General features: G+C 49.3%; 17 protein-coding genes. 13 read left to right on the forward strand and 4 right to left on the reverse strand.

Annotation, left to right across the window (positions count from 1 at the left end):
* Positions 1-9: 9 nt before the first annotated feature.
* Genes SPIRS_RS04485 through SPIRS_RS04495 form a run of 3 tightly spaced genes read left to right on the forward strand, consistent with a single transcriptional unit; the run spans position 10 to position 2,669 of the window.
* Positions 10-1,326, forward strand: a complete 1,317-nt coding sequence (locus tag SPIRS_RS04485; protein WP_013253485.1) for an amidohydrolase — start codon at positions 10-12, stop codon at positions 1,324-1,326.
* Positions 1,327-1,354: 28 nt separating this feature from the next.
* Complete coding sequence (locus SPIRS_RS04490; RefSeq protein ID WP_013253486.1) at positions 1,355-2,206, forward strand: DUF3100 domain-containing protein; 852 nt, start codon at positions 1,355-1,357, stop codon at positions 2,204-2,206.
* Complete coding sequence (locus tag SPIRS_RS04495; RefSeq protein ID WP_013253487.1) at positions 2,199-2,669, forward strand: hypothetical protein; 471 nt, start codon at positions 2,199-2,201, stop codon at positions 2,667-2,669. Before SPIRS_RS04490 ends, SPIRS_RS04495 begins: the two co-directional genes overlap by 8 nt.
* 69 nt (positions 2,670-2,738) lie before the next feature.
* Here SPIRS_RS04495 and SPIRS_RS04500 read toward each other — a convergent pair whose 3' ends face one another.
* Positions 2,739-5,054, reverse strand: coding sequence for a glycosyl hydrolase family 65 protein (locus SPIRS_RS04500; protein ID WP_013253488.1), 2,316 nt, complete (start codon positions 5,052-5,054; stop codon positions 2,739-2,741).
* Positions 5,055-5,192: 138 nt separating this feature from the next.
* Between SPIRS_RS04500 and SPIRS_RS04505 the strand changes: the two genes are divergently transcribed.
* The 3 genes from SPIRS_RS04505 to topA all read left to right on the forward strand — a co-directional run bounded on the left by SPIRS_RS04505 (position 5,193) and on the right by topA (position 10,141).
* Positions 5,193-6,227, forward strand: coding sequence for a LacI family DNA-binding transcriptional regulator (locus SPIRS_RS04505; protein ID WP_013253489.1), 1,035 nt, complete (start codon positions 5,193-5,195; stop codon positions 6,225-6,227).
* Positions 6,228-6,413: 186 nt separating this feature from the next.
* Positions 6,414-7,496 carry a tRNA 2-thiouridine(34) synthase MnmA gene (mnmA, locus tag SPIRS_RS04510; protein WP_013253490.1) on the forward strand — a complete coding sequence of 361 codons (1,083 nt, stop codon included), beginning with the start codon at positions 6,414-6,416 and terminating at the stop codon, positions 7,494-7,496.
* An 83-nt stretch (positions 7,497-7,579) separates the two neighbouring features.
* Positions 7,580-10,141 carry a type I DNA topoisomerase gene (gene topA, locus SPIRS_RS04515; RefSeq protein ID WP_013253491.1) on the forward strand — a complete coding sequence of 854 codons (2,562 nt, stop codon included), beginning with the start codon at positions 7,580-7,582 and terminating at the stop codon, positions 10,139-10,141.
* Positions 10,142-10,143: 2 nt separating this feature from the next.
* Here the strand turns inward: topA and SPIRS_RS04520 are convergent, their stop codons facing one another.
* On the reverse strand, positions 10,144-10,992 hold the full coding sequence (locus tag SPIRS_RS04520; protein WP_013253492.1) for an alpha/beta hydrolase: 849 nt from the start codon (positions 10,990-10,992) through the stop codon (positions 10,144-10,146).
* Between the two features lie 267 nt (positions 10,993-11,259).
* On the opposite strand from SPIRS_RS04520, the gene SPIRS_RS04525 reads away from it, so the two are divergent.
* The 7 genes from SPIRS_RS04525 to SPIRS_RS04555 all read left to right on the forward strand — a co-directional run bounded on the left by SPIRS_RS04525 (position 11,260) and on the right by SPIRS_RS04555 (position 20,223).
* The gene (locus SPIRS_RS04525; RefSeq protein WP_013253493.1) at positions 11,260-12,519 is read left to right on the forward strand and encodes a quaternary amine ABC transporter ATP-binding protein; all 1,260 of its coding nucleotides are present in this window, start codon (positions 11,260-11,262) and stop codon (positions 12,517-12,519) included.
* The gene (locus SPIRS_RS04530) at positions 12,516-13,370 is read left to right on the forward strand and encodes an ABC transporter permease (protein ID WP_013253494.1); all 855 of its coding nucleotides are present in this window, start codon (positions 12,516-12,518) and stop codon (positions 13,368-13,370) included. The genes SPIRS_RS04525 and SPIRS_RS04530 overlap by 4 nt, the downstream gene beginning before the upstream one ends.
* Positions 13,371-13,403: 33 nt before the next feature.
* A complete protein-coding gene (locus SPIRS_RS04535) occupies positions 13,404-14,306 on the forward strand; it encodes a glycine betaine ABC transporter substrate-binding protein (protein ID WP_013253495.1) in 903 nt (300 codons plus the stop codon).
* Between the two features lie 151 nt (positions 14,307-14,457).
* Positions 14,458-15,783, forward strand: coding sequence for a TolC family protein (locus SPIRS_RS04540; RefSeq protein WP_013253496.1), 1,326 nt, complete (start codon positions 14,458-14,460; stop codon positions 15,781-15,783).
* 4 nt (positions 15,784-15,787) lie between these two features.
* Positions 15,788-16,789, forward strand: coding sequence for an efflux RND transporter periplasmic adaptor subunit (locus tag SPIRS_RS04545; protein ID WP_013253497.1), 1,002 nt, complete (start codon positions 15,788-15,790; stop codon positions 16,787-16,789).
* On the forward strand, positions 16,790-19,933 hold the full coding sequence (locus SPIRS_RS04550) for an efflux RND transporter permease subunit (RefSeq protein ID WP_013253498.1): 3,144 nt from the start codon (positions 16,790-16,792) through the stop codon (positions 19,931-19,933).
* Positions 19,930-20,223, forward strand: coding sequence for a PG0541 family transporter-associated protein (locus SPIRS_RS04555; RefSeq protein WP_013253499.1), 294 nt, complete (start codon positions 19,930-19,932; stop codon positions 20,221-20,223). The genes SPIRS_RS04550 and SPIRS_RS04555 overlap by 4 nt, the downstream gene beginning before the upstream one ends.
* Positions 20,224-20,335: 112 nt before the next feature.
* Here SPIRS_RS04555 and SPIRS_RS04560 read toward each other — a convergent pair whose 3' ends face one another.
* Positions 20,336-22,423, reverse strand: coding sequence for an HAD-IIB family hydrolase (locus tag SPIRS_RS04560; RefSeq protein ID WP_013253500.1), 2,088 nt, complete (start codon positions 22,421-22,423; stop codon positions 20,336-20,338).
* Positions 22,420-23,706 (reverse strand): glycosyltransferase, encoded by a 1,287-nt coding sequence (locus tag SPIRS_RS04565; protein WP_013253501.1) that lies wholly within the window; start codon positions 23,704-23,706, stop codon positions 22,420-22,422. The genes SPIRS_RS04560 and SPIRS_RS04565 overlap by 4 nt, the downstream gene beginning before the upstream one ends.
* Between the last annotated feature and the right edge of the window lie 116 nt (positions 23,707-23,822).

The raw sequence follows: 23,822 nt of genomic DNA on the forward strand, positions 1-23,822 counted from the left end.
CACACAAAGATGGCAAGTGAGACGCAACAAGTGGAGACGGATATTTCGGCCCTATTTTTCGAGGCCGTTGAATGGAGAAGAAGTTTACATCGCCACCCTCAATCGGGGTGGTTGGAATTTTATGCTACGGGCTTTGTTGCAAAAAAGCTTGAATCTTGGGGGTATCAGGTTTTGTTGGGTGATAAGATAATTGACCCTCATTCGCGTTTGTTTTTGCCTGCTCCCGAAACCATGGATGAGGCGTATGGGAATGCCCTTTCTGCTGGTATTGATGAACAGTATATTCGTCCTGCCAAAGGAGGGCTGACCGGTGTTGTCGGTATTATTCAGGGAAAACAACCTGGTCCTGTGATTGCATATCGGTTTGATATTGATTCCTTAGAAATAACAGAAACAAGCAATCCTGAACTGGCAGCTAACAAAGAGGGTTTTGTCTCTTGCTATAGAGGATATGCACACATGTGTGGCCATGATGCAAATACGGCAACAGGACTTCTATTAGCAAAATATCTCTCACAAAGAGTCGACTCATTATGCGGTACCGTTAAATTGATTTTTCAGCCGGATGAGGAACGGCTATCGGGTGCTAAATCCATGGTTGCCGCAGGTGTTGTCGACGATGTTGATTATTTAATGGCCGGGCATATTGCGGCAACCATGGCTGAAACTGGAGCTGTTGCTTTTCATGTTTCAAATATGCTGTCGGTATCACGTTCTGAAATCACCTTTCACGGTGCATCGGCCCATTCTACAGGAAGACCGGATCTCGGTAAAAACGCAATCCTCGGAGCCTGTAGTGCCGCTTTGAATCTTCACACCATTGCCAGACACGGAAATGGCCTTTCTGTAGTCCATGTCGGTAAGATTACCGGTGGCGACAGCTGGAATAATGTAGCGGACCGCGCCTCATTGTGGATAGAAGTCCGGGCAGCAAGTTCCGATATTGATGCGTATCTTCAACGGAGAGTACAGCGAGTCTTGGAGGGGGCAGCCGAAAGCTATGATTTGCATGTGGAGAGTCGATTGGTTGTGAGTTCTGAAGCGGGCCATAACTCTCCTGAGCTGATAGAGCTTGGAAAGCGGGCAATCGATGGGCTTTCTTGTGTAACTGCTGTTCCTACGGCGCAGGTCAATGCTTCTGAAGATTTTGTGGCAATGGCAAACATTGTCCGGAGGCGGGGAGGGCAGGCCATGTATATGCTTCATGGGAGTCCTGTGGGAGGAGGCCTCCATAGTGATTCGCTCGAAATTGATGAAAAGGTAATTCGCAATGCTGCAGTCACATATGCGGCGATCTACGAAGCGCTTACAAAATTTACTATATAGAAGAATTACAACATTATAGGAGGTTTGCATGAAAGGAGGCAAAGGTACAGATTCAGGAGCATTGGGCGGTTTTTTCGCAGTTGTAAAAGACAGCCGGCTCATACTATCTGTCGTTGGTATCGTTGTTGTATCGGAATTGATAGGAATTGTCAAAATCCCTTTAGGTGCTTCTCTGTCAATAGCACTGTTTCCGATGCTTTATGCCATGGTTTTGGGAATGTTTTCTTATTTTTTGAAAGTGGTGAAAAAAGAACAGAGCCAAAAAGCAGAGAACATGATTTTGTTAGCGATCCTTCCTTTGATAGCGAAACTTGGTATGTCTATTGGACCATCCCTTTCTAAGCTATCGGATATGGGGCTTGCTATCTTGCTTCAGGAATTCGGCCATGTCGGTTCAATTCTTATTGCTCTACCTATTGGTCTTTTGTTTGGGTTTCGCCGTGAATTAGTGGGAATGACCCACTCTATTGGCCGGGAGGCAAATGTATCACTTATTGCCGAACGTTACGGTATCGATTCGGATGAGGGAAGAGGCGTTATGACCATTTACATTGTCGGAACCTTGTTGGGAACCCTGTTTTATGGATTGATGGTTCCCGTTTTTGTAAAAATGATTCCCTCTCTCCATGTTGAAGCGTGGGCACTTGCATCCGGGGTTGGTAGCGGCAGTATGATGGCTGCTTCCAGTGGGGCCCTTAGCACCGTTTTTCCCGATCGTGCCAAAGATATCTTGGCCTATGCTGGGGCCAGCCAGGTCCTAACGACTGCAACGGGATTGTATATGTCAATTTTTATTTTTTTACCTCTTACCAACCGCCTCTATGCGTGGTTGTCGCCTATTATCGGAAAGAAAAAAGATGAGGAGAAAACATATGAGTGATTCCGCTTATTCTCTGAGGTTTGTTTCAACGTTTTGTATCTTGCTGGTTGTTTCTCTTCTGATCATGTTGGGAATTGGAGTTGGCTATCATACCTCTCCTCTGGAAGTGATACCGGGGCTGCTTCTCTTTTCGTTTCTCTCTCTTGGTGGACTTCTTCTTGCCGATATCGTTCCTATTCCCTTTCCCGCTGTCGGGTGGGTGGCTGTTTTAGGGGTCATCTTTTCTGTTCCAGGTCTTCTTCCCTGGACCAATTCTTTTATTGACTATGCAAACAGGATTCCTTTTCTTGCTACCGCCACCCCTCCATTAGCTTTTGCAGGGATAGCGGTGGGCAAAGATTGGAGTAAATTCAAAAAGGTCGGCTGGAAGGGACTATTTGTTGTTTTTCTCGTATTTTCCGGTACATTCGTGGGGTCCGCTCTGGTTGCGGAATTTCTGCTTCGTCTGACAAAAGCTATATAGAAAATTCTTTTTTGCAGTGTATTTCGCTTCTTTCATGAGCCGCAGCAGGACTGCGGCTTTTATTCTTTGTTACAAATAAACTTCCACACTTTCTCCCGCCTTAAGCTCCACCGCTTTTTCAGGCAGTAGGAGTTGTATCGGTTTTCCCTTGCCTTTATGTTCGAAACGGGCCTGCTTTTTTCCCACAGTAACTTCGATTCTGTTACCATGGTAATAAAAGGGGAACGAGAGCTTTTTCCACACTTCAGGTAAGGCAGGTTCAAAGCGGATTCCCCCTTCGTAAGCCTCTACGCCGGCAAAGCCCTGGATTGCCATCTGGCGGGCGATGCCGCATGCTGCGGTATGAATACCGCCGATGAAGGTCCCGCCGCTTATGGCCGGCTTGGAATTGTAGAGGTCGATGAGCCCTGCCTCGAGAAAATAACGGTAGGCCTCATCGGCGAAACCGAGGCGGGCGGCGACAATGGCATGGACTGCCGGACTCAGGGATGAGCGGTGTTGTGTCCGTTTTTCATAATAGCGATAGTTGCGACGCATTGTCTCTTTATCGTACAGGTGGGGGTACTGGTAAAAAAGCTGTATCACATCGGCCTGCTTGATCACCTGGGTTTCGAAGGCAATGCCGTTTGGCCAGCCCCAGTACTCATTACTGTCTTTCAGGCGTCCGGCAAGCTCGGAGGGCGCTATATCCTCCAAATCAAAATAGCCGTCGAATTGAGGAAGTAACCCCGTCGTTGGATCTATGCCAGGAATGAAGAGTTTGTCGGCGATGTCCTTCCAGAGTGCGATTTCTTGTTCTTCAAGTTGTAGTAGCGATGTGAGCTCCTCAAGGCGCTTTGGCTGCTCTCGTTTCAAGCGTTGCAGAGTTTCAAGGGCCTCGGTAAGTGCAAAACGACACTGGACGTTGGTAAAGAGGTTGTTGTTTGCATTCTCATGGTACTCGTCGGGACCTAGTACCTGGTGGATCTCATAGCGGCCCTTGCGGGGAAGCCAGACCACCCTGCTGGCGATAAACCTGGCAACTTCAAAGAGGATTTCCGCCCCCTCTCCAACAGTGAAAGCGTGATCGTCGGTGGCAATGCGGTAGCTTCGTATGGCATAAGCAATATCTGGACTTATGTGAATTTGCCAGTCGTTGAAGTGGTTCCTGATTTTCCTTCCTGTCAGCACATCTTTGAAAAAATAGTCGGGACAAAGCTCGTCCCCGCTGTCCCCGCTGATCCAGGCGTAAAAGGCCCCCTCGAAACCGAGTCGGGCCGCCTTGCGCCTTGCTCCGTCCAAGGTTTTGTAGCGGTAGATTAAAAGCCGTCGCGCGGTTTCCGGCTGGGCGTAGAGGTGTCCGGGGAGGTTGAATATCTCCTGGTCCCAAAATGCCGCCCCCTGATATGCCTGGCAGGAGAGTCCTCTTGCTCCGATGGGAAGATGGTCACTATGGGCGGGGGTGGCAATGACGTTATGATAGGTATTGAAGTTGAGTATGCCCCAGGCATCATCATCGCTATCGACGGAAACAGTGTAACGCTCCCAGATTTTTTTCCAGCAGGCCTCGTGTTCCTCTCGTATGGCATCAAAACCTTGCTCTAAAAACTGTTTTGCATCTTCTTCCGCCTCTTCCTGGGGAGTGGGGAGATCCCGGGAAGAGTAGATACTTACACCTACATCGATGGTTACGCTTTCGCCTGCCCTGAGGTCGAGGTGAAAAGGGCGCAGCATGATGCCTTCTTGTATCGTAAAATTGGTCCCTTCCTTTGGTTTTGTTCCATTCAGAAGAAGTGCCTGGCGGAGGGCTATATCGATACCGGACTGGCCTGTTCTCATATCGATGCCTGGGCCAGCGTTTGTAGCCCTTTGCGCCTTTGCAAGGGTTGCAAAGTGATTGCCATTGAGGCTCCACACATCGGTATCGATACCGACAACCGCGATTATGGAACAATCGGTATCTGCGGAGAGAACTATGCGCTGAGCAAGGAGATGGATGCCGCTGATATTTGCCAGCCGAGTGAAGGAGCAGGTCATGCGCCCGCTTTCGGGAAGGTCGAAATCCATGGAACCTGATAGCAGTGCCTTTTCCAAATCAAGACGTAGGAAGCTTTTTGCCTCGGGAGCAGTTGAGGTTTGTAAGGCTTTTCCTTCTGCATTCTCTACCCGAAAATAGAGGCCGTTTGGTATAGAAGAGAGTTCGCTCCAGGTACCATCAGCGTTGTCCCAGGTATCCTCGACCACACAGGCAACATATGATTCTTTTCGCCAATGGGGAAAGGTTCCCCGGTAGCCGAGATATCCGTTTGCACAGAGGAAGTTGCTACCCATTGCAACGACTCCTTCCTCATTGTGTACACCCTGTTCGAGTAGCCAAGGACCTGCGAAGTGGGGCGAGCTCTTCATTATTTACTCCTTTCGATATATGAGTTTTCGTAGTATAATTGGTTATGCAACCGTGTGCAAGGACGCTTTTTTCGATTATTGCTGCAAATGAAACGTTTTTTTCGCTATACTGACGAAGTTTTTATCAGGAGCTGGAAGATGGAGAAAGAGCACAAACCGGTAACAATTAAAGATATTGCGAGAATCGCCGGTGTTAGCCATTCGACGGTGTCGCGAAGCCTTAACAATAGTTCTCTCATTTCTCAGGCCACAAAGCAACGTATACAGAAAATCGCCAAAGAATTGAATTTTGTTTTCGATTCAAGTGCCCGCAGTCTTTCTACCGGAAGAACGGGAAGCGTTGCGGTAATTTTCCCCGAACTCTTTGATTATTTCGGAAATTCGCTGTACATGGGGATGTTGATTCAAGGGGTTCGGCATGGTTTCGATCGTTTTTCCATCGACAGCATCGCCACTTTTGCCAAGAACGAATACACCGGTGAAAGTAATATAAGAAGACTTATCAGTCGGCGAAAGATTGATGGCCTGTTAATTGTCCATCCCGAGATTGACCCCGGAGATTGGGAATATATCGAAAAATCGGGGATTCCCTTTGTTGTACTTCACTTTAAACCGAGAAGCTATGATTATTCTCACATGAATTATCTTTTTACCGATCACGTCTATGGTGGCGAACTTGCAACGCGTAGACTGATTGAATCGGGGTGCCGAAAAATTCTCTGCCTCAGTGAAGATTCTGTCGAACCGCAGTTTCAAGAGCGTACTGATGGGTATAAACGTGCTCTTGCCGAGGCAGGAATCCCTTTTGATGCTCGACTTGTGAAAAAAGGAATGGTTTCATTCGAATTTGGGTATCGCACGATACTTGAGATGCAAGATCGCCTGCATGAAATTGACGGTATCTTTGCCGAGGCGGATCTTGTTGCCATCGGCTGTATTGAGGCGTTGAAAGGCCTTAGTGTTTCTATTCCTGGTGATATACCGGTTATCGGCTACGATGATACTGAGCTCGGTGCGGTTTTTCATCCACCGCTCACTACTATTCATCAGCCTCGGGAGGAGCATGCAGGACTTGCTTGTGCTCGTCTTGTAGAGTTAATTGAAGGAGCGGGGGATCCGCCTATGCAGCTTATTGTCAAGCCGCAGTTGATTGAGCGGGAGAGCTGCCCATAGTGTCCGGAATCGTGGTGATTCCTTTACCTTTAAGCCCAGGCATAAGAGGGCAGATAGTCAATCGTCCTTTTTTGTATCGTTCTTACTATAAGTAACTACGAGAAAAGGAGATTTTATTCATTTTCCACCACGATTCCGGACAGTCGTTGACTTTACCAAATCATAGAATTTTGGTAAGAAATCATCATGACCAATACACACAACGATGCTGTGGTTATCGCTCTCAGTGGCGGTGTCGATTCCAGCGTTGCCGCCTGGATGCTATCCAGGCAGTCAGGCAGGATCTTCGGTGCCACCCATTACATCCAGGATGACTCTCCCTGCTGCAATACCAAGACGATTTATCGGGCCCGGGTAATCTGCAGGGACCTCGGTATTCCTTATCGCCTGCTGGATATGCGAAGCTCCTTCCGGCAAAGTGTCGTTGATCCCTTTGTGGAAACGTATCGCCGTGCAGAGACCCCAAATCCCTGCGTTCGCTGTAATGAACGGCTTCGTTTCGGTGATTTTTATCATCAGGTTCGCAGGCTTCTCGTCGAAGAGGGGGCTCTTCGTGAAACTGAGAGGCCGCGTATCGCCACTGGCCACTATGCCCGAACCGCGGTGGTGGACGGGGTTTCCTATATTCGCAAAGGGGTTGATCCCTCCAAGGACCAGTCTTATATGCTTTACCGAATTCCAAGGGATGTTCTTCCCTATGTCTGTTTTCCCCTTGGTGAATATACAAAAAAAGAGGTGGTGGAGATTGCCCTCCGTGAAAATCTCCCGACCAAGAGCATAAAGGAGAGTCAGGACATCTGTTTTGCCGACGGTGGCTATATTGATTTCCTTCGCCATCGTCTTGGAACCGAATTTGTTGATCGTCCGGGGGATCTTGTGGATAATTCCGGCAAGCGGCTGGGGCAGCATCGCGGCTACCTGCATTACACCATTGGTCAACGCCAAGGGCTTGGCCTTGGGGATGGGCCTTGGTATGTTTCGCAAATTGATGGTGATGCCAATAGGGTTGTTGTCGCCCGTAAAGGGGAGTTCGGTACCCAACGTTTTAGCCTTTCCGAGGTGATCTGGGATCTCCCTGATGCTCCTCCTTTCGAATGCATGGTTAAAATACGCTATAACTCAGGAGAAGTCCCCTGCCGGGTTGAGGGATTGCCCGAATCCGGTTCACTTCTGGTTGAACTGGAAGAGCCGGCCTCTGTCACTCCCGGCCAGTCAGCCGTCTTTTATCGGGATGATTTGGTGATTGGCGGCGGAATCATCGACCGATAGGCCTCTTTCCCCCTTTACATCCTGCCGGTAAAAATTATAGTTATGTGCAAACATATTTTCATTTTTACGGACAGGTTTAATATATGGACGGAAAAACACTGGTAATTGTCGAGTCTCCAACGAAAGCACGCACGATAAAACGCTTTCTTCCGAAGAATTTCATTGTTGAAGCAAGCGTCGGTCATGTTCGTGATCTTCCTCAATCAGCCTCAGATATTCCAAAAGAGTTAAAGAAGGAGGAATGGGGTCGCCTCGGTATCGATATCGATAATCAATTCCGTCCCTTATATGTCATTCCCCGGGGGAAGGGTAAGATTATCCGCGAGCTAAAGAAACGGATCAAAGAGGTTGATCTCGTGCTGCTTGCCACTGATGAAGATCGTGAGGGAGAGAGCATATCGTGGCATCTTACCGAGGTGCTGCAACCCAAGGTGCCGGTGAAACGCATGGTTTTTCATGAGATTACCAAAAAGGCGATTGAACGGGCATTGGAGAATGAACGCGCTATCGACATGGACCTGGTCAATGCCCAGGAAACTCGACGTATTCTCGATCGTCTCTACGGTTATACCCTAAGTCCCCTTATCTGGAAGAAAATTGCCTATGGTCTTTCTGCCGGTCGGGTTCAGAGCCCCGGCCTGCGTCTCATTGTTCAAAGGGAACGGGAACGAATTTCCTTTGTGAAGTCTGTATATTGGGATATAAAGGCTGAACTCTTTCCTGAGGATGAAAAGAAGAGTTTCGAGGCGAAACTTGAATCCCTCGACGGCAGCAGAATTGCCGGGGGTAAAGACTTCGATCCTGCCACTGGTAAGCTGCTGCCAAATAAAAAGAATGTTGTCGTTGTTGATGAAGCCACTGCCCGAAGCCTGGAAAAGGAGCTTGCCGATGTCCGGTGGGCCGTCTCCGAGCTCTCGGAGAAGCATTCCAAGACACGGCCTGCACCTCCCTTTATCACCAGTACCCTTCAGCAGGAGGGAAACCGGAAACTGCGAATGTCGGCACGGGAGACCATGCGCACCGCTCAGAGGCTCTATGAGCAGGGCTTTATCACCTACATGAGAACCGACTCTCCGACCCTTAGCGCCGAGGCCCTTCAGGGGGCTCGTAGTGCGGTTCAGGAGCTTTATGGGAAGGAGTATCTCTCTGAAGCCCCCCGTCAGTATGCTGCAAAATCCAAGGGGGCGCAGGAGGCTCATGAGGCAATTCGTCCGGCTGGAGAGCGTTTCCGTCATCCCGATGAAACGGCTCTTTCCGGCAGGGAAAAATCCCTGTACACCTTGATTTGGAAACGGACCCTTGCCAGTCAGATGGCCGAGGCACGAAAGGTCTCTGTCACTGCAAAGATCGATGCCGGACGGACGCGGTTTTCGGCAACAGGAACGAGAATCGAGTTTCCCGGATTTATCCGCGTCTACGTAGAGGGCAAGGATGACCCCGAAGCGGCTCTCGACGACAAAGAGACGTTTCTTCCTCCTCTGGCCGAGGGACAGGAACTTAGCCTGAAGGGGCTTGAAAGTCTTGTCCATGAGACCAAGCCCCCAGCCCGCTTTACCGAAGCCACCCTGGTGCGGGAGCTTGAAAGTCTTGGGATCGGCCGTCCTTCTACCTATGCTACCATCATCAACACCCTATTTGAGCGACAATATGTGCGTAAGCAGGGAAATGCACTGGTTCCCACCTTTACCGGTTTTGCCGTTGTGCAGCTCCTTGAGCGCCATTTCCAGGAAATGATCGAATATAGCTTTACAAGCGACATGGAAGCTGCTCTCGACCAGATTGCCGTGGGAAAGCGGAATCGACTTGAGTACCTGACTTCCTTTTATTTGGGAGATTCCGGACTAAAAGCGCGGGTCGAGCATCGTGAAAAGGCGATTAAACCCGAGGAGTCGCGTACCATCGACTTGCCGCATATCACGGAGGGCATCAAGGTCGGTAAATATGGCCCCTACCTTGTGCAGCACCATGATGGTGAAGAGGTCCATGCCTCCATTCCGGAAGATATCGCTCCTGCGGATCTCCGTGAAGAGGAGATCCAGGAGTTGATTCGGGCCCAGAAAAACGGACCGGAACCCCTTGGCAGCGACCCTGAAAGCGGTGAACCTGTCTACTGCCTGACCGGTAGGTACGGCCCTTATGTCCAGCTTGGTGAAAAGAGTGACGACAATCCCAAGCCTAGACGTGCTGCCGTTCCCAAAGGGCTAAAGCCTTCGGAGGTCACGCTTGAGCTTGCTATCCAGCGCCTGAGTCTTCCTCGGGCACTGGGTATCAACCCGGCAACCGGCAAAGAGGTTTTGGTGAACGACGGTCGCTTCGGACCCTATGTCCTCCATGACGGAGAATTCCGTTCGTTGAAGAAAGATGACGATCTTTTTACGATAGGCCTCGATCGGGCCCTCGAGATTCTTGCCGAACCGAAGCGAGGTAGGGGGGGCGTTTCCGTTCTGAAGGATTTTGGAGCCATTGCTGATGGAGGGCGCAAGGTTGCCGTATACGACGGAAAGTACGGACCGTATATTAAATGCGGTGCAAAGAACATTCGTCTTCCGGATGACAAACGAGAGACGGAGGCGATCGAAAAACTTTCTTCGGAAGAGGTCCTTGAAATTATCAATACGGCTTCTAAGGCCAAGGGAAAGAAGTAAGATCAGAAATGTTCTGCCAGCCAGATGGAGATGGCGGCGAAGACCTTTTGTTTTTCCGGTTCGTTGAGAATCTCGTGGTATAAGCCGTCGAAAATTTCCAGTCTCTTGTCTGTTGATCCCAGGCCCTTAAGCAGCAATGTGCTGCATCCGGGGGCAACGATTCTATCTGCACTTCCGTGCATAATAAGGGCAGGCACCTTAACTCGCGCTAGTTTCTCCGCACTCGTTAGTTTGGATATCCTTAACATTTCCCTGCCCATCCGCGCCTTCATGGGACCGGTATAGACCAATGGATCCGCCACATAGGCCTCTACGACGCGAGTGTCTCTGCTGATTCCTGCCGTATCGAAAGGGCGTACACCCATATTCGGTGCCAAAGTTGCAAGCACCTTTGCACCCCACCGCAGGGGAAGGGAGACCCCTGCCTCGTTGCGTATTGCAGCGCCGGAGAGAATAAGTGCATCGATCTTGTCGGGGTGACGGCAGGCAAAGGCCGTTGCAATGGCACCTCCCATGCTGTGTCCGAGTAGAATAACAGGAAGCCCGGGCGTTTTCTTCTCCTGAGATTGTATGACCAACATCAGGTCGTCGAGGTAGCGTTCAAAATGAGGAATATCCGCCCGTCTCCCGCCTGATTGTCCGTGTCCGTAATGGTCAAAGGCTACAACCTTGAAACCGGATGAGGTGAGCACTTCGGCAAGTCCCCGGTATCGTCCCGAATGCTCGGCATAGCCGTGGGAAATAAAAATAGTCCCCTTCGGGGCCCTCTGTTTGAAGGCCTCGGCCGACCATACGCGGAGGAATCGTTTCCCTCCGTCGAAGCCCTGCATCGATTCATTATGTTCTGTCATATTGCGTTTTCCTCTTTCAGAAAAGTATTCAGGGCTTTGCCGAAAAGGTCAAGAAGGAATAGTATTGGGTTCTAATAAGTAGACAAATAAATAATAGAATTGAAAATAATTTTATAGAGTAAATAGAGATAAATAATTAACATAAGTATAAGTTTATACAAATAAAAGAGTTATAAAGCACCTTACTTGACCTTATATGTATAATTATATATTATGTGAGAAGAAATATCCGGGAAATGATATGAACAGTATAGATAAGGACACTGAATGGAACATGAGGTAAAGATTAAAATTGAGAATCTTTACAAGATTTTTGGTCCGAACCCTAAACGGGTTTTTCCCCTTCTTGAGCAGGGGCGGACAAAAGAGGAGATTCTCAAAAAGAGCGGCTGTGTCGTTGCTGTCAACGATGTCAGCTTTGAAATTGGAAAGAGGGAAACCTTTGTCATTATGGGGCTTTCGGGAAGTGGAAAATCAACGCTTATCCGTTGCCTGAATCGTCTGATAAATCCCACGGCGGGAAAGATTCTGATCGATGGGGAAAACATTCTCGATATGGACAAAGAGCAGTTGCGAAAGGTCCGGCGGTATACCCTTTCGATGGTTTTTCAGCATTTTGGCCTTCTTCCGCATCGGACGGTGCTTGAAAATGTGGAATTTGGACTCGAAATCAGCGGCATGGACAAAGAGACCAGGAGGGAGAAGGCCTTATCTTCTCTGGACCTGGTAGGTTTAAAAGGCTACGAAAAGAGTATGCCCGACGAGCTTTCTGGTGGTATGCAGCAGCGGGTCGGGCTTGCCAGGGCCCTTGCAAACGATCCTGAAGTGCTTCTGATGGATGAAGCCTTTAGTGCTCTGGATCCTCTTATCAGGACACAGATGCAGGATGAGCTTTTAACCCTTCAGGCCAAGATGCATAAGACCATCGTTTTTATCACTCACGACCTTGATGAGGCCCTCAAACTTGGCGACCGTATACTCATTCTTGGTCCCGGAGGTGTTATCAGACAGATCGGAACCCCGGAGGAAATACTCTCCGATCCGGCAGACGATTATGTGAAGGCATTCGTTCAGAATGTGGATAAGTCAAAGATCATCACCGTCTCTTCAATCATGCGCAACGCACAGGTTGTAAATATTGATAAAGATGGTCCGGGGACTGCAACACGGTTGATGGAAAAGGCTTCCATGGATCGTATCGTCGTTGTTGATTCGGACAGAAAATTGCTTGGTATTGTGAAGATCGACGATACGGTACGTCTCCAGAAGCAGAAGGTGAAGAGCCTTGAATCGATTTTGTTCGACCAGGTCTACACGGCTCACCCTACAACCCCAATATCCGAGCTACTTCCCGTGGCGTTCGATTCAGAAGATCCTATTGCCGTGATCGACGAGGATGGGGTCTTCCATGGGGCCGTGGATAGGGGTGCGATTATCGCCGAGGTGAGCGACGAAAACGACGACGGTGGTCCTGTTATCCTCAGTGAGTTCATTGAACAGAACGGAAACGGAGGAAAGGACATATGATATTGGAGACGTTACGAGATATTTTGGATGTCGGTGGATGGTTCGAGGCTATTATCGATTGGATGACCCTCCATTGGGACGGCTTTTTCGATGGTGTAAGTGCTATTGTTCAAGCTGTTCTAAGTGCGTTCTTGGCTGTCTTCTCTTTTCCGCCACCGATTGTTTTGGTTCTTTTGCTTGCGGCTCTTGCCTGGTGGCTTGTTAGTCGTGGAGCAGGAATCCTGAGCTTTATAGGGTTCTCCCTTATCTGGATCATGGGCTTGTGGGGGGAAACTATGGAAACCCTCTCACTTGTCGTGACCTCCGTCATCCTTGCTTTGCTCATTGCCGTGCCGGTTGGAATTTGGTCTTCGAAAAAGGATACGGTACAGCGCATTGTGCGCCCCGTCCTTGACTTCATGCAGACCCTGCCGGCCTTTGTCTATCTGATTCCCGCCGTACTCTTTTTCAAACTTGGGCCGGTTCCCGGTGTTATCGCCACGTTGATTTTTGCCATGCCTCCTTCGGTTCGACTTACCAACCTCGGTATCCGTCAGGTTCCCAAGGAGATTAAGGAGGCTGCCAAAAGCTTTGGGGCCACAAGCCATCAAATGCTTCTTAAGGCTGAACTACCGGTTGCCCTTCCCACCATCCTTGCCGGGGTGAATCAGACCATCATGCTGGCCCTCTCCATGGTAGTGATCGCCGGTATGATTGGTGCCGGTGGCCTTGGAAATGAGGTCCTTAAGGGAATTACACAGTTAAAAATTGATCAGGGTTTTGAAGGGGGAATTGCCATAGTCATACTCGCAATGTACCTCGACAGGGTAACCCAGGCACTTGGAAAAGTCGCCGGCACCCGTCGGCGTTAAGGATATAGTGATGAATTTTTTTCAGGAGGTTTCATGAAGTTTACTAACAAATTGTTGCTTGCACTGATGGCCGTGACCCTCGTGTTTGCAGTCTCTTGCTCTCAGAAGGATGAGAAAGCGGGCGAATCCGCTTCGGCAAAAGGTGCAGCTTCTGCCGAGGAAAAAACGGCGGAGCTTGTCTATGTTAATTGGGCGGAAGGGGTCGCCTTCACCAATCTTGCGAAGGTGGTGCTCGAGGATAAGATGGGTTACGATGTCACCATCACTGCCACCGACGTAGCCCCGGGGTATGTTTCCATTGCACAGGGAGACAAAGATGCCTTTATGGAGACGTGGCTCCCTGTTCTTCATAAGGATTATTACGATGAGTACAAAGACGATATCGTAGATTTGGGACATGTCTTCGAAGGAACCCAAAGCGGACTTGTTGTCCCTGCTTACATGTCGATCGACAAGATCAGCGAGCTCAATTCCATCAAGGATGATCTCGGCGGCAAGATTACCGGTATCGATGCCGGGGCCGGTGTTATGAAGACAACCGAAGAGGTTATTGAGCTTTACGATCTCGATCTCAGTCTCATGTCTTCCAGTGGTCCCGCGATGGCGGCCGCTTTAAAGGATGCCTATGCAAAAAAAGAGCCGATCGTCGTTACCGGCTGGACCCCGCACTGGATGTTTGGAAAGTGGGATCTGAAGTTTCTACAGCAGGACCCGGATAAAACGGTATGGGGAAAAGGAAATATCCATATTATGGCCCGCAAAAACATCCGCGAAGATAAGCCTACCCTTGCCACATTTCTATCGAATATGTTTTTTGATGAGGCTCAGCTTGGAGACCTGATGGTCAAAATTGAAGAGTCCGATGACGATATCGAAGTTGTTACACGTCAGTGGATGAGCGATCATTCCGACCTCATCGATAGTTGGATTCCGTAATACGGCCCGACCAAAGATGAATAGATAAAGCCGCCTACGTAAGCAGGCGGCTTTTTTACATACTTTACACTCCTTTTACCTCGCTTTTACAACGCTTTACCGGTAAATTATTAGACTATCATTGAAACCTTAATGAATGGAGAGTGATGATATGAGAAAACGCATGGCCACGGGAGTAATCATGTTTACGATGCTTTCCCTCATGCAGCTTTCGGCGGAAACCCTTTCTCTCGACAAAGAGAAGTGTATTGCCCTTGCTCTTAAGAACAATACCGGACTCCTGGAAGAGTCCATCTCTCTCCAAACCTCCGAGCGCAGTGCGAAAAATAGTTGGAACCTCCTTTTGCCCGATGTTTCAGCTTCTCTCTCGCTGAGTAGTTCTTCGAGCTACTCTGATGATACGGATGAGACAAAGCTTGGAGTAAGTCCGGGACTTTCGTTGACCTATACTGTTTCTCCCGGGCTCAAGGAGTCGATGAGGCAGCTTCAAATTGAATTGGAAGGTTCTCAAATCAGTTATGATGATGCCCTTTTACAGCTCAAGATGGATGTAGAGAGCGAATTCTATTATCTCCTCACTAGTCGGGGAAATCTTGAGATACAGAAGAACGATATTGAACTTGCTCAGCGAAGATATGAGCAGGTTCAGGAAAAATTTAGAAATGGTCTGGTTCCTGAATTGGATGTGCTTCAGGAGCGGGTCAATGTTGCGAATTTGAAACCCACCTATAGTTCTCTTAAAGCCACATATCAGAATCGCCTAAAAGAATTTCTGGTCATTCTCGGACTCGACCCCTCTCAAGAAGTTTCCCTGGAAGGTTCTCTCGAAGTTGATACCTATGAGTTGGACGCCCTTCAATTGATTGAGCAGTATCTTGCGAATCGATCGGATATCAAGGCTCAGCAAAATAGTTTGGAACTGCTTGAAAGTTCACTTCGTTACTCTCAGAAGACCGGACATTTACCATCGATCTCTCTCTCTGCCACTGTGTCGGAAGATTATTCCAAGCCGTTTTCTTCCGGCACGTGGCAGGATTCTTCCCAGAAAACCGGACTTGCGTTTTCAATTGGAGTTTCTTTGGGTTTGGATAATTATATTCCCGGTTCATCTACGGATCTGGAAATCAAAGAACTTGAAGATTCTATACAGAAGGCCCAGCTCTCTTTTGATCAATTGATCCAGGACGCTCGTCTGGAGATTATCAATGTCGTTAATTCGATCAATACAGATCGTGAAAATATCGAGCTTTCCAGGTTGAATCTGGAATTATCGGAGAAATCCTACGCGATGACCGAAGAAAGTTTTTCACGTGGAAAAAGCGACCGTATTACCCTTGATGATGCTCAGCAGGATCTTTTGACCGCTCGGCAAAACCTTCTTGAAAGCCAATATGATTACATGAGTGATCTTATTACGTTACGTGGAGCCCTTGGTATTGAATCTCTGGATGAGTTGAACAAAGCGGATAAGGAGTGATTGCATGGAGACGAAAAAAGGCGATCGGATAATTCAGATCATACTTTTGTTGATAATAGCTGCAGGTTTTGCAGGTATCGCATTAATACTTAAAGGCTCTGGTGCCGATTCAGGACAAAAAGGCGGCATGCCGGGAGGTCCTGGGGCAGGTGGCGCGCCTACTGCACAGCAGCAATCTTCGGATGGATCGGGAGAATCTTCCACGGTCGCCGTTGAGGCCGAATATGCCGCAAGACAGACCGTAAGTCAATTTATTCGTGTAAATGGTGATGTCGTAAGCGATGTTTCGGTCGATATCTATCCGGATGTGGCCGGAAAGATCGTAGTGCGAAACGTTGATCCCGGCAATTTCGTGAAAAAGGGCGATGTGGTCGCCATTGTTGACCCGTCGGTACCCGGCGAGTTTTACAGCCGAAGCCCGATTTTGTCGACGATTTCAGGGACGATCATCGATGTGAATGTGAATGTGGGAGATACCGTTTCCACCTCCACTTCGGTGGCCGTCGTCGGTGATCTTACGAAACTTTCTCTTGTAACCTATGTGCCCGAACGATACATTACCTATCTCAAATTGGGGCTCCACGCAGAGGTCTTTCTCGAAGCCTTTCCTGACACGGTTTTCGATGCCAGGGTTGTTCAGCTTAATCCCGTCGTAGATAACGAATCTCGCTCCATGGAAGTCAAACTCGAGATAGTCAATCAGGATTCCCGTATTCGAGCCGGAATGTTTGCTTCGATGAAACTTATCACCAGGGAAAGCCGTGATTGTATCGCGGTCCCGTCCGGTGCTGTTTCAAGCTATTACGACGATTCTGTTGTATATGTCGTCAAGGACGACAATAGTGTGGAGCGTCGGGTGGTAAGCTTGGGACTGAAATCGGATGAAATGGTCGAGGTTCTTTCAGGCCTTTCCGAAAACGAGCTTGTGGTTACCCAGGGGGTCTCTTCCGTAACCGATGGTTCTCCTGTGCGGATGGTCAACGACCCGGATGCCGTGGAGGAATAGATGAATATTACAGAGTTATCGGTACGGCGTCCCGTCACCATACTGGTTGTAACGGCCTTGCTTGTCGGGCTCTCCCTTTTTATGGTTCCCGATCTTGCTGTTGAGATGTTTCCCTCCACCGACTTTCCCGTGATCATGGTTCGGACGACCTATACCGGCGCCAGTCCCGAGGAAGTTGAAGATAGTATTACCAGTGTTCTGGAAAAACAGCTTTCCAATGTAAGCGGAATAGAATCGATCACCTCAACCTCGAGTGAGGGATCGAGCCTTATCCGTCTGGAGTTTGATTACAGCACGGATCTTGACGACGCCACAAACGACATACGTGATTCTCTTGAGCGTGTTACTTCGGCGCTGCCCGACGATGCCGGATCCCCTCAGATTCTGAAATTCGACAGCAGCTCGATGCCCATCATGCGATTGATGGTTTCGGGAGAGGAAACCTCCGATGTCCTGACACAGCTTGCCGAGGACACCATCCAGCCGCGACTGGAACGTATCAAGGGCGTGGCCTCGGCAGATGTCCGTGGGGGTGAGACCAAAGAGGTGAAGGTCGACCTCTCTCTCAACAGGATGGAGGCATACGGTATTTCCTTTTCGACGGTAGAGTCGGCCCTTGAAGCCCAGGATGTGCTCCTTAGCGGCGGAGACTTTGAAAAAGGAGGAATGTCGTACAACCTGCGCATCAATGAACGTTTCGGTAGCTTAGACGATATTTGCAGAACCGTTGTGGCCAGTATCGATACGAACAATTCCTCAGGTTCGGTCAATCGTTCCAACGTAGTCAGGCTTGAAGATATTGCCGATGTCTATCTTGGCGAAGAAGATTCAACCACGAGGGTCTATGTAAACGGTTCTCCTTCGGTATCGGTGGTGATCAGAAACGAGACCGATACCAATACCGTGCAGATTGCAAATGCGGTCAGGAAGGCCCTTCCCGAGATCAATAAGACCCTTCCCTCAGGGGTAAAGGTCGAGATCCTCTACGATACGACAACCATGATCTCCACCCTTTTGAATCAGGTCTACATCTCGGCCTTGCAAGGTGCTATTCTTGCCATGCTTATTCTCTTTGTGTTCCTGCGAAACATCAAAAGTACATTGATCGTCGGTATATCGATTCCCATCTCCCTTTTAATAACCCTCGGAGCGATGTTCTTTTTCGATCTGACGTTGAACATGATATCCCTCACCGGATTGATTCTTGGCCTGGGAATGATTGTTGATAGTTCCATCGTCATCCTCGAAAATATCTACAAATATCGGGAACGTGGAGCAAAGCTGCATGCTGCCGCAATTTTGGGATCCAGAGAGATGGTCACAGCCATCGTTGCCTCCACCTTGACGACCCTCTGTGTGTTCATCCCTATGATCATCTGGAAAGACGATCTTGAGATGCTTGGCCAGATGTTCCAGGATATGATCTTTACCATCGTTATCTCTCTGCTTTCCTCCCTTGCTGTTGCGCTCATGGTTGTTCCGGCCCTCAGCAGTACGTACCTCAAGGTCTATTCCCGAAAACAGAAACCACTGAAAAATCCTGTGCTTCGAAAGTTGGATAACATATCGGAAAGAGGGTTCACCGCCTTTGAAAACGGCTATGCGTCGGCACTTCGTTTTGCACTGAGGAACAGGGCCCTTGTCCTGACTTTGGTAATCGTTCTCTTTCTTCTGTCTCTCGCACAATTGTCCACCATGGGGCTCCAGTTTCAACCCAATTCCGACTCTGACGACGAGGTTACCATCGATCTTACCATGCCCGTCGGTACGGCACTTGATAGCACCGAAGCCGTTTTGATGGAGATGCGTAAGACGGTCGAAAAAGAGATCAAAGGTTATGAAAATATCATCATAACGGTGGGATCGGGAGGCTTTACTTCATCCAATACCTATGAAGGTAGTATCGAGATCATGCTGCCGGACCTTGAAGATCAGATCGACAACCCTACGACGATCAAGAAGAAACTGCGGCCCTACCTGAATGAGATACCCAACGCCAGTTTCGAATTTTCTTCGGGACGGAGATTTGGGGGGACCAGCGACCCCGTCGATATCGAGGTGGTTTCCAGCGATCTCACCCTTGCTGGGGAAACCGCGTCCAAGATACGTGATCTTATTCGCGATCTGCCGCAAATCGTCGATCCTCTGTCTTCTCTTGAGAACGGAGCCCCCGAATACCGTATCGTTATTGATAAAGATCGTGCCGCCGCCCTCGGCCTGACGGTTTCCGATGTGGCTTCTGCGGTGAGCGACCTTGTGGACGGCGATGCTCCGGTTACCTATTGGCTCAACGGCGATGAGCTGGATGTACTGGTTCGCTTGAAGGAAGAGGACCGAAACAGTGAGACGGTACTCAACTCTTTATCCATCATTTCTTCCTCGGGTGAAGCGATCCCGCTTTCCAATATCGCCTCCTTCGAGTTGACGGCGGGACCTGAGGATATCGATCGCGAGGATGAAAAGCGTGTTGTCCATGTAACCTCTGATATCACCTCCGATACTACAGCGACCGAGGTGAATGCGATGCTCCAGGAGTATCTTAGCACCTCTTTTGTGGTTCCCGACGGCGTGACGCTCTCTTTCAGCGGCGAGGCCGAGGATATATCCCGAATGGGTGGGCCTTTGGTCATCGTTCTGGTTATAGCCATCATCATGGTTTTTGCCGTGATGGCGAGTCTGTTTGAGTCTCTTGTCGATCCCTTTATTATCTTTTTCTCGATCCCAATGCTGCTTATCGGAGTTGTTTTGGTCTATACCCTACTGGGCCAACCGCTCAGTCTTTTTTCGATCGTTGGAATGGTTGTTCTTGTCGGAATCGTTGTAAACAACGGAATCGTGCTTGTCGATTATACGAACCTATTGCGCCACAAGGGGGTGCCGCTGATGGAGGCGGTCCAGACCGGTGCCAGAAGCAGATTGCGGCCGGTATTGATGACGAGTCTTACCACCATTCTCGGAATGGTTCCTATGGGATTTTTTGGGGCTGAGGGTACCGAATCTATTCAGGCCATCGGTCAAACCATCGTCGGCGGACTTGTCGCAAGTACCTTCCTTACGCTTTTGGTTACCCCAGTGGTCTATTCGCTCATCAACAGGGACCGCAAGTGGTTTAGGAAGAAGAAAAAAGAGGAGGGCAACAAATGATTGAAATGAATATCATTGCAAACCAATCCATCGAAGAAGATATCATCGAGGTACTGGAGGCCCGCGGATTCAGGGATAACTTTTCCCTCTTTTCTCCCCTTTTCGGGCGTGGCCGTCACGGTCGAAGAGAAGCTTCGGCTATTTGGCCGGAGAAGAATGTTATGTTTTATATCGTTATGGAGGATGATCAAATAGATGTTCTTGTGGCCGATCTGAAGATGCTTAAGGAGAAGTTTGAACAAGAGGGAATACGCTGCTACGTGAAACGTGATATAAGCCGCCTTTTGTGATTCCTGGAATGAAGGCGTTTCGAACTATGTGGGGGCGGTACTGATCGGTACCGCCCCTCTTTTTGGGTGATATCCCGGTAGTTGTCCGGAATAATGGTGGTTGCAGCTCCTGCTACTGCTCCGAGTTATCGGCTTCAAGCTGCAGCGCATAATAGGCCCCGATAAAACCGGCGGCAGACCATGCCTGATATCTTTTTCCCATCGGCCTGCCGGTTCTGCCATGTACCCATTCGTTGAACTCCCACTCATGTTCAATTCCTTCATGATTGACCAGTGCAAGCCGAAATAATTCTTGCTGAGCAAGGTCTCTGAGGCCGAGGCGGCTAATGAACATCACCCAATAGGCCCCAATAAAGGGCCATATACCTCCGTTGTGGTAATGGTGGGGAAGGTTGAGTAAATTTACGGTATAATAGGTGCGCCAAGCAGGATCCCCTGCATTGACAGGCGGATAAAGATTGGCCACCGGAGCCGGTTCGTTCACCCCGACCCCCCACATAAACTGGAAGGCAATCTTTGCCCGCTCGGCGGATAGCACATTGAACAGGACGGCAAGAATATTGCCGTAAACATCGCAGCGCCAGTCAAAACCGAAGGGGGTAATCTCGGCAAGAAGATAGGATGTGTCTCCCATGGAGAATTGCTGATCGGAAAAAGCTTTGATGGCATCGCTATGTATCGAGGGCCAGAACTTGCGGTTAATGGTTTCTTTGATCTGTTGGGCCATCCGCAGCCGCTGCCCTGCGGTGTCGAAGTCTCCCAATAGTTCGGCAATTCTGCCGTGGCAGAGATTTGCATTGTACCAGAGGACCTCGTCGTATAGGATATTATAGCTTCTTCCGAAAAGATCCATCCAATCACCTGCTTCCGGGATTTCAAGAAGCGAATCGTTGTTACTGTCCTGGGCTTCAAGCCAATTCATGGCATTTTTGATTTCACCCGCCCAGTTGCGAAGAAACTGGTAGTCTCTGGTTTCTCGTATGAAATGATAGAAGGCGATCACCAGCCACAGCCCGGAATCGATTGAGGCGATGCCTCCAATACCGGAATAATCCGGCTCTCCAGTGTCGATTGAAACATTACTCGGCACCTGTCCTCTTGGCGTGATATGGGAAAGCAGGGTTGTCATGGTTGCTTGCTGGCATCGTTGAATATCAGGGTCCTTGAGGGATAGGCTGTTCATGACAACAATCGCTCCGTCTCTGGCCCATATACTTTTGTAGTTTGAATCGGTAGCGTCGAGGATATTGTCATCGAGGCTGCAGGCAGAAAAACCTTTTGGCGTAATACAGCGTTTTAAAGCGTTTATCGCTTCCTGATAGGCCTCATTGATCAGCCCGTGCTGTGATTCACTCAGGCTCTTAAAAGCGTCTGAGTTCACTACACTATGGAATCTGGGATCGAATTGGCTGTGGACTAGTTCTATATCGCTGATATCCGCAATTTCTTCGATGAGTTCGTAGTGGAGAAGCCCGTCGAGAACCCCATCGGCAAAAGGCCTCCCAGCCGTATAGGTTGGCAACTCCATAGTCGCCAAAAACAGCTCCGGCTGAGCGTTCTCGACAATGATTCCCCTGACACCTCTGATGGTAAACATGGAGCTGTCGTTGCCGGTATCTCCGGCGACGATGACCTCTTCGGCTTCGATTTCTATTCGTTTCAGAAGCCAGGCAAGGGCATTTCCCTTATTGGCGTACTGGGGAAGAATATCAAGATCTCTGCTTGATGAGTAGACCACATTGACCGATAGCCCGAGTCCTCGCAGGGCATCTTTGATTTCTTGAAGGCGCTCTGGTGTGGCGTCATGGATATACCAGCTTGATTTAAAGGCGTTTTGATATTTGGGCGGCTGTTCCTCGGTATCGGAAAATGAATCGAGGCAAGTCCTGACCGTTTTCAGATCCCATCCCGTATTGAGGGTTTCGGCGAAGCGTTTAATCAATTCCCGCTTCCGAAAGTCGTAGATAAGGGTTCCTACTCCGCAGATGAGATAGTCGGGATCCGGAAGGTCGCTCTGCTTCAGCAGCTCAAAGGTATGCGGGAGCAGCCTGCCACTGTTGTAAACAAGCAGGGGGGCGGCGCTTCCTTTTTTCCTGCGCAATCCCTCCCATGTTCGCTTAAACGAGACCGTAGCATCCGGCTTGCCAATCAATGTTCCGTCAAGGTCGGAAGAAAAAAGTCGTGCCGCTTTCTTATTCATTCATCCTCCTCAAACGCATCTGTACAGGTATCGACGGCGTCAAGCAGCTGCTGTGCAATCCCTGTCCAGGTAAATCTGGATCGTGCAAGTGCCGCCCCTCTGCTTGAAAGTCGTCTGCGAAGACGTCGGTAGTGTAGGGCTTGATAGATGGCTATTCCAAACTCCTCACTGTCGAAGGGGTCGGCAATGAGGGCGTTGTCCCCAAAGCTGAGAACCCTGGCGAGCCCTCCGTGGGCGGTCACAACTACCGGGGTCCCGCTTGCCATTGCCTCAATACTTGTCATGCCGAAGGGTTCGTATCGACTTGAGAGAACAAATAGATCTGCCGCACGGTAGTAATCGGGAAGATCTTCGTCGGCGATGAAACCGGTAAACCTGACTTGCTTTCCCAATCCATATTGAGAAACCCGCTCGAGAAGTGTTTCGTAGATTGCCTGTTCCGTTTCATTTCTGTCTTCATATCCTATCGCCAGGACCAGCTCTGCTTCGGGAATTCGTTGTACGGCAACACTAAAGGCATCAATCAACAGATCGAAGCCCTTATTATGAGCGAGCCTGCTGACCGCAAAAATCGTTGCCGGACCGAAGCCGAGGCGTTCTTTTCGTGCCGCCTTTGTAGAGGGCCCGACGGGAAAGAAGCGATTGTCGTCGTAGCCAGGCGGGATCATTCGTATTTTCTCCTGGTCGATATCGTAGGCTTCTTGGATGAGATCCACTTGGATCGGGGTTGTTGCGGTAATCAGATCGCAGGAGCGGTAGAGCTGCCCCTCTGTTCGTATGCGCTCCGTGAAATTATAACGCTCTTCAAATTCTTCCTCACTGTCGGGAAAATCGGTAAGCATCTGTTTCTGTTTCCAGGTTCCAATGGAGTGAGGTGTATGAACATGGGGAATTGAGAGCTGGTGTGCCAGATGCTGGCCTGCAACACCAGCATCCCAGTAGTGGCTATTGATAAAACTATAGGTGAGCTTTTCTTTTTTGATGCGTTTTCTTGCGTTTTCAACCCATTCGGGAATGGATCGGATAAGGTATTCTTTCGGGATAAAGGCTTTTCCGCCGCAGGGGACCCTCAGAACCCGAACATGTTCGTCTACTATGTCGGTGTCCGGTTGGTCCTCAAAACGTCGGGTCCAAATGTCGACATCATAACCGAACTGTCCCAGTTTTTTGGCCAGTTCGAGGATGTAAACCACCTGTCCTCCCGTGTCGGGAGCTCCCAGAGGTGGGTCGGCCGCCACGTATCCATGGGTAGAGATCATCATAATTCGTTTTTTATCATGCATATTTTCCTCCTCTGTCCGGGAAATGATCACAGAATAGGAAAACCGCCTGAACGCAACGAAATTATTTCGTACTGTAAGTATATTGATGTGGTGCCATAAAGGCAAGGGTAGTGTTC

The sequence above is a fragment of the Sediminispirochaeta smaragdinae DSM 11293 genome, assembly GCF_000143985.1.
Lineage (GTDB): Bacteria > Spirochaetota > Spirochaetia > DSM-16054 > Sediminispirochaetaceae > Sediminispirochaeta > Sediminispirochaeta smaragdinae.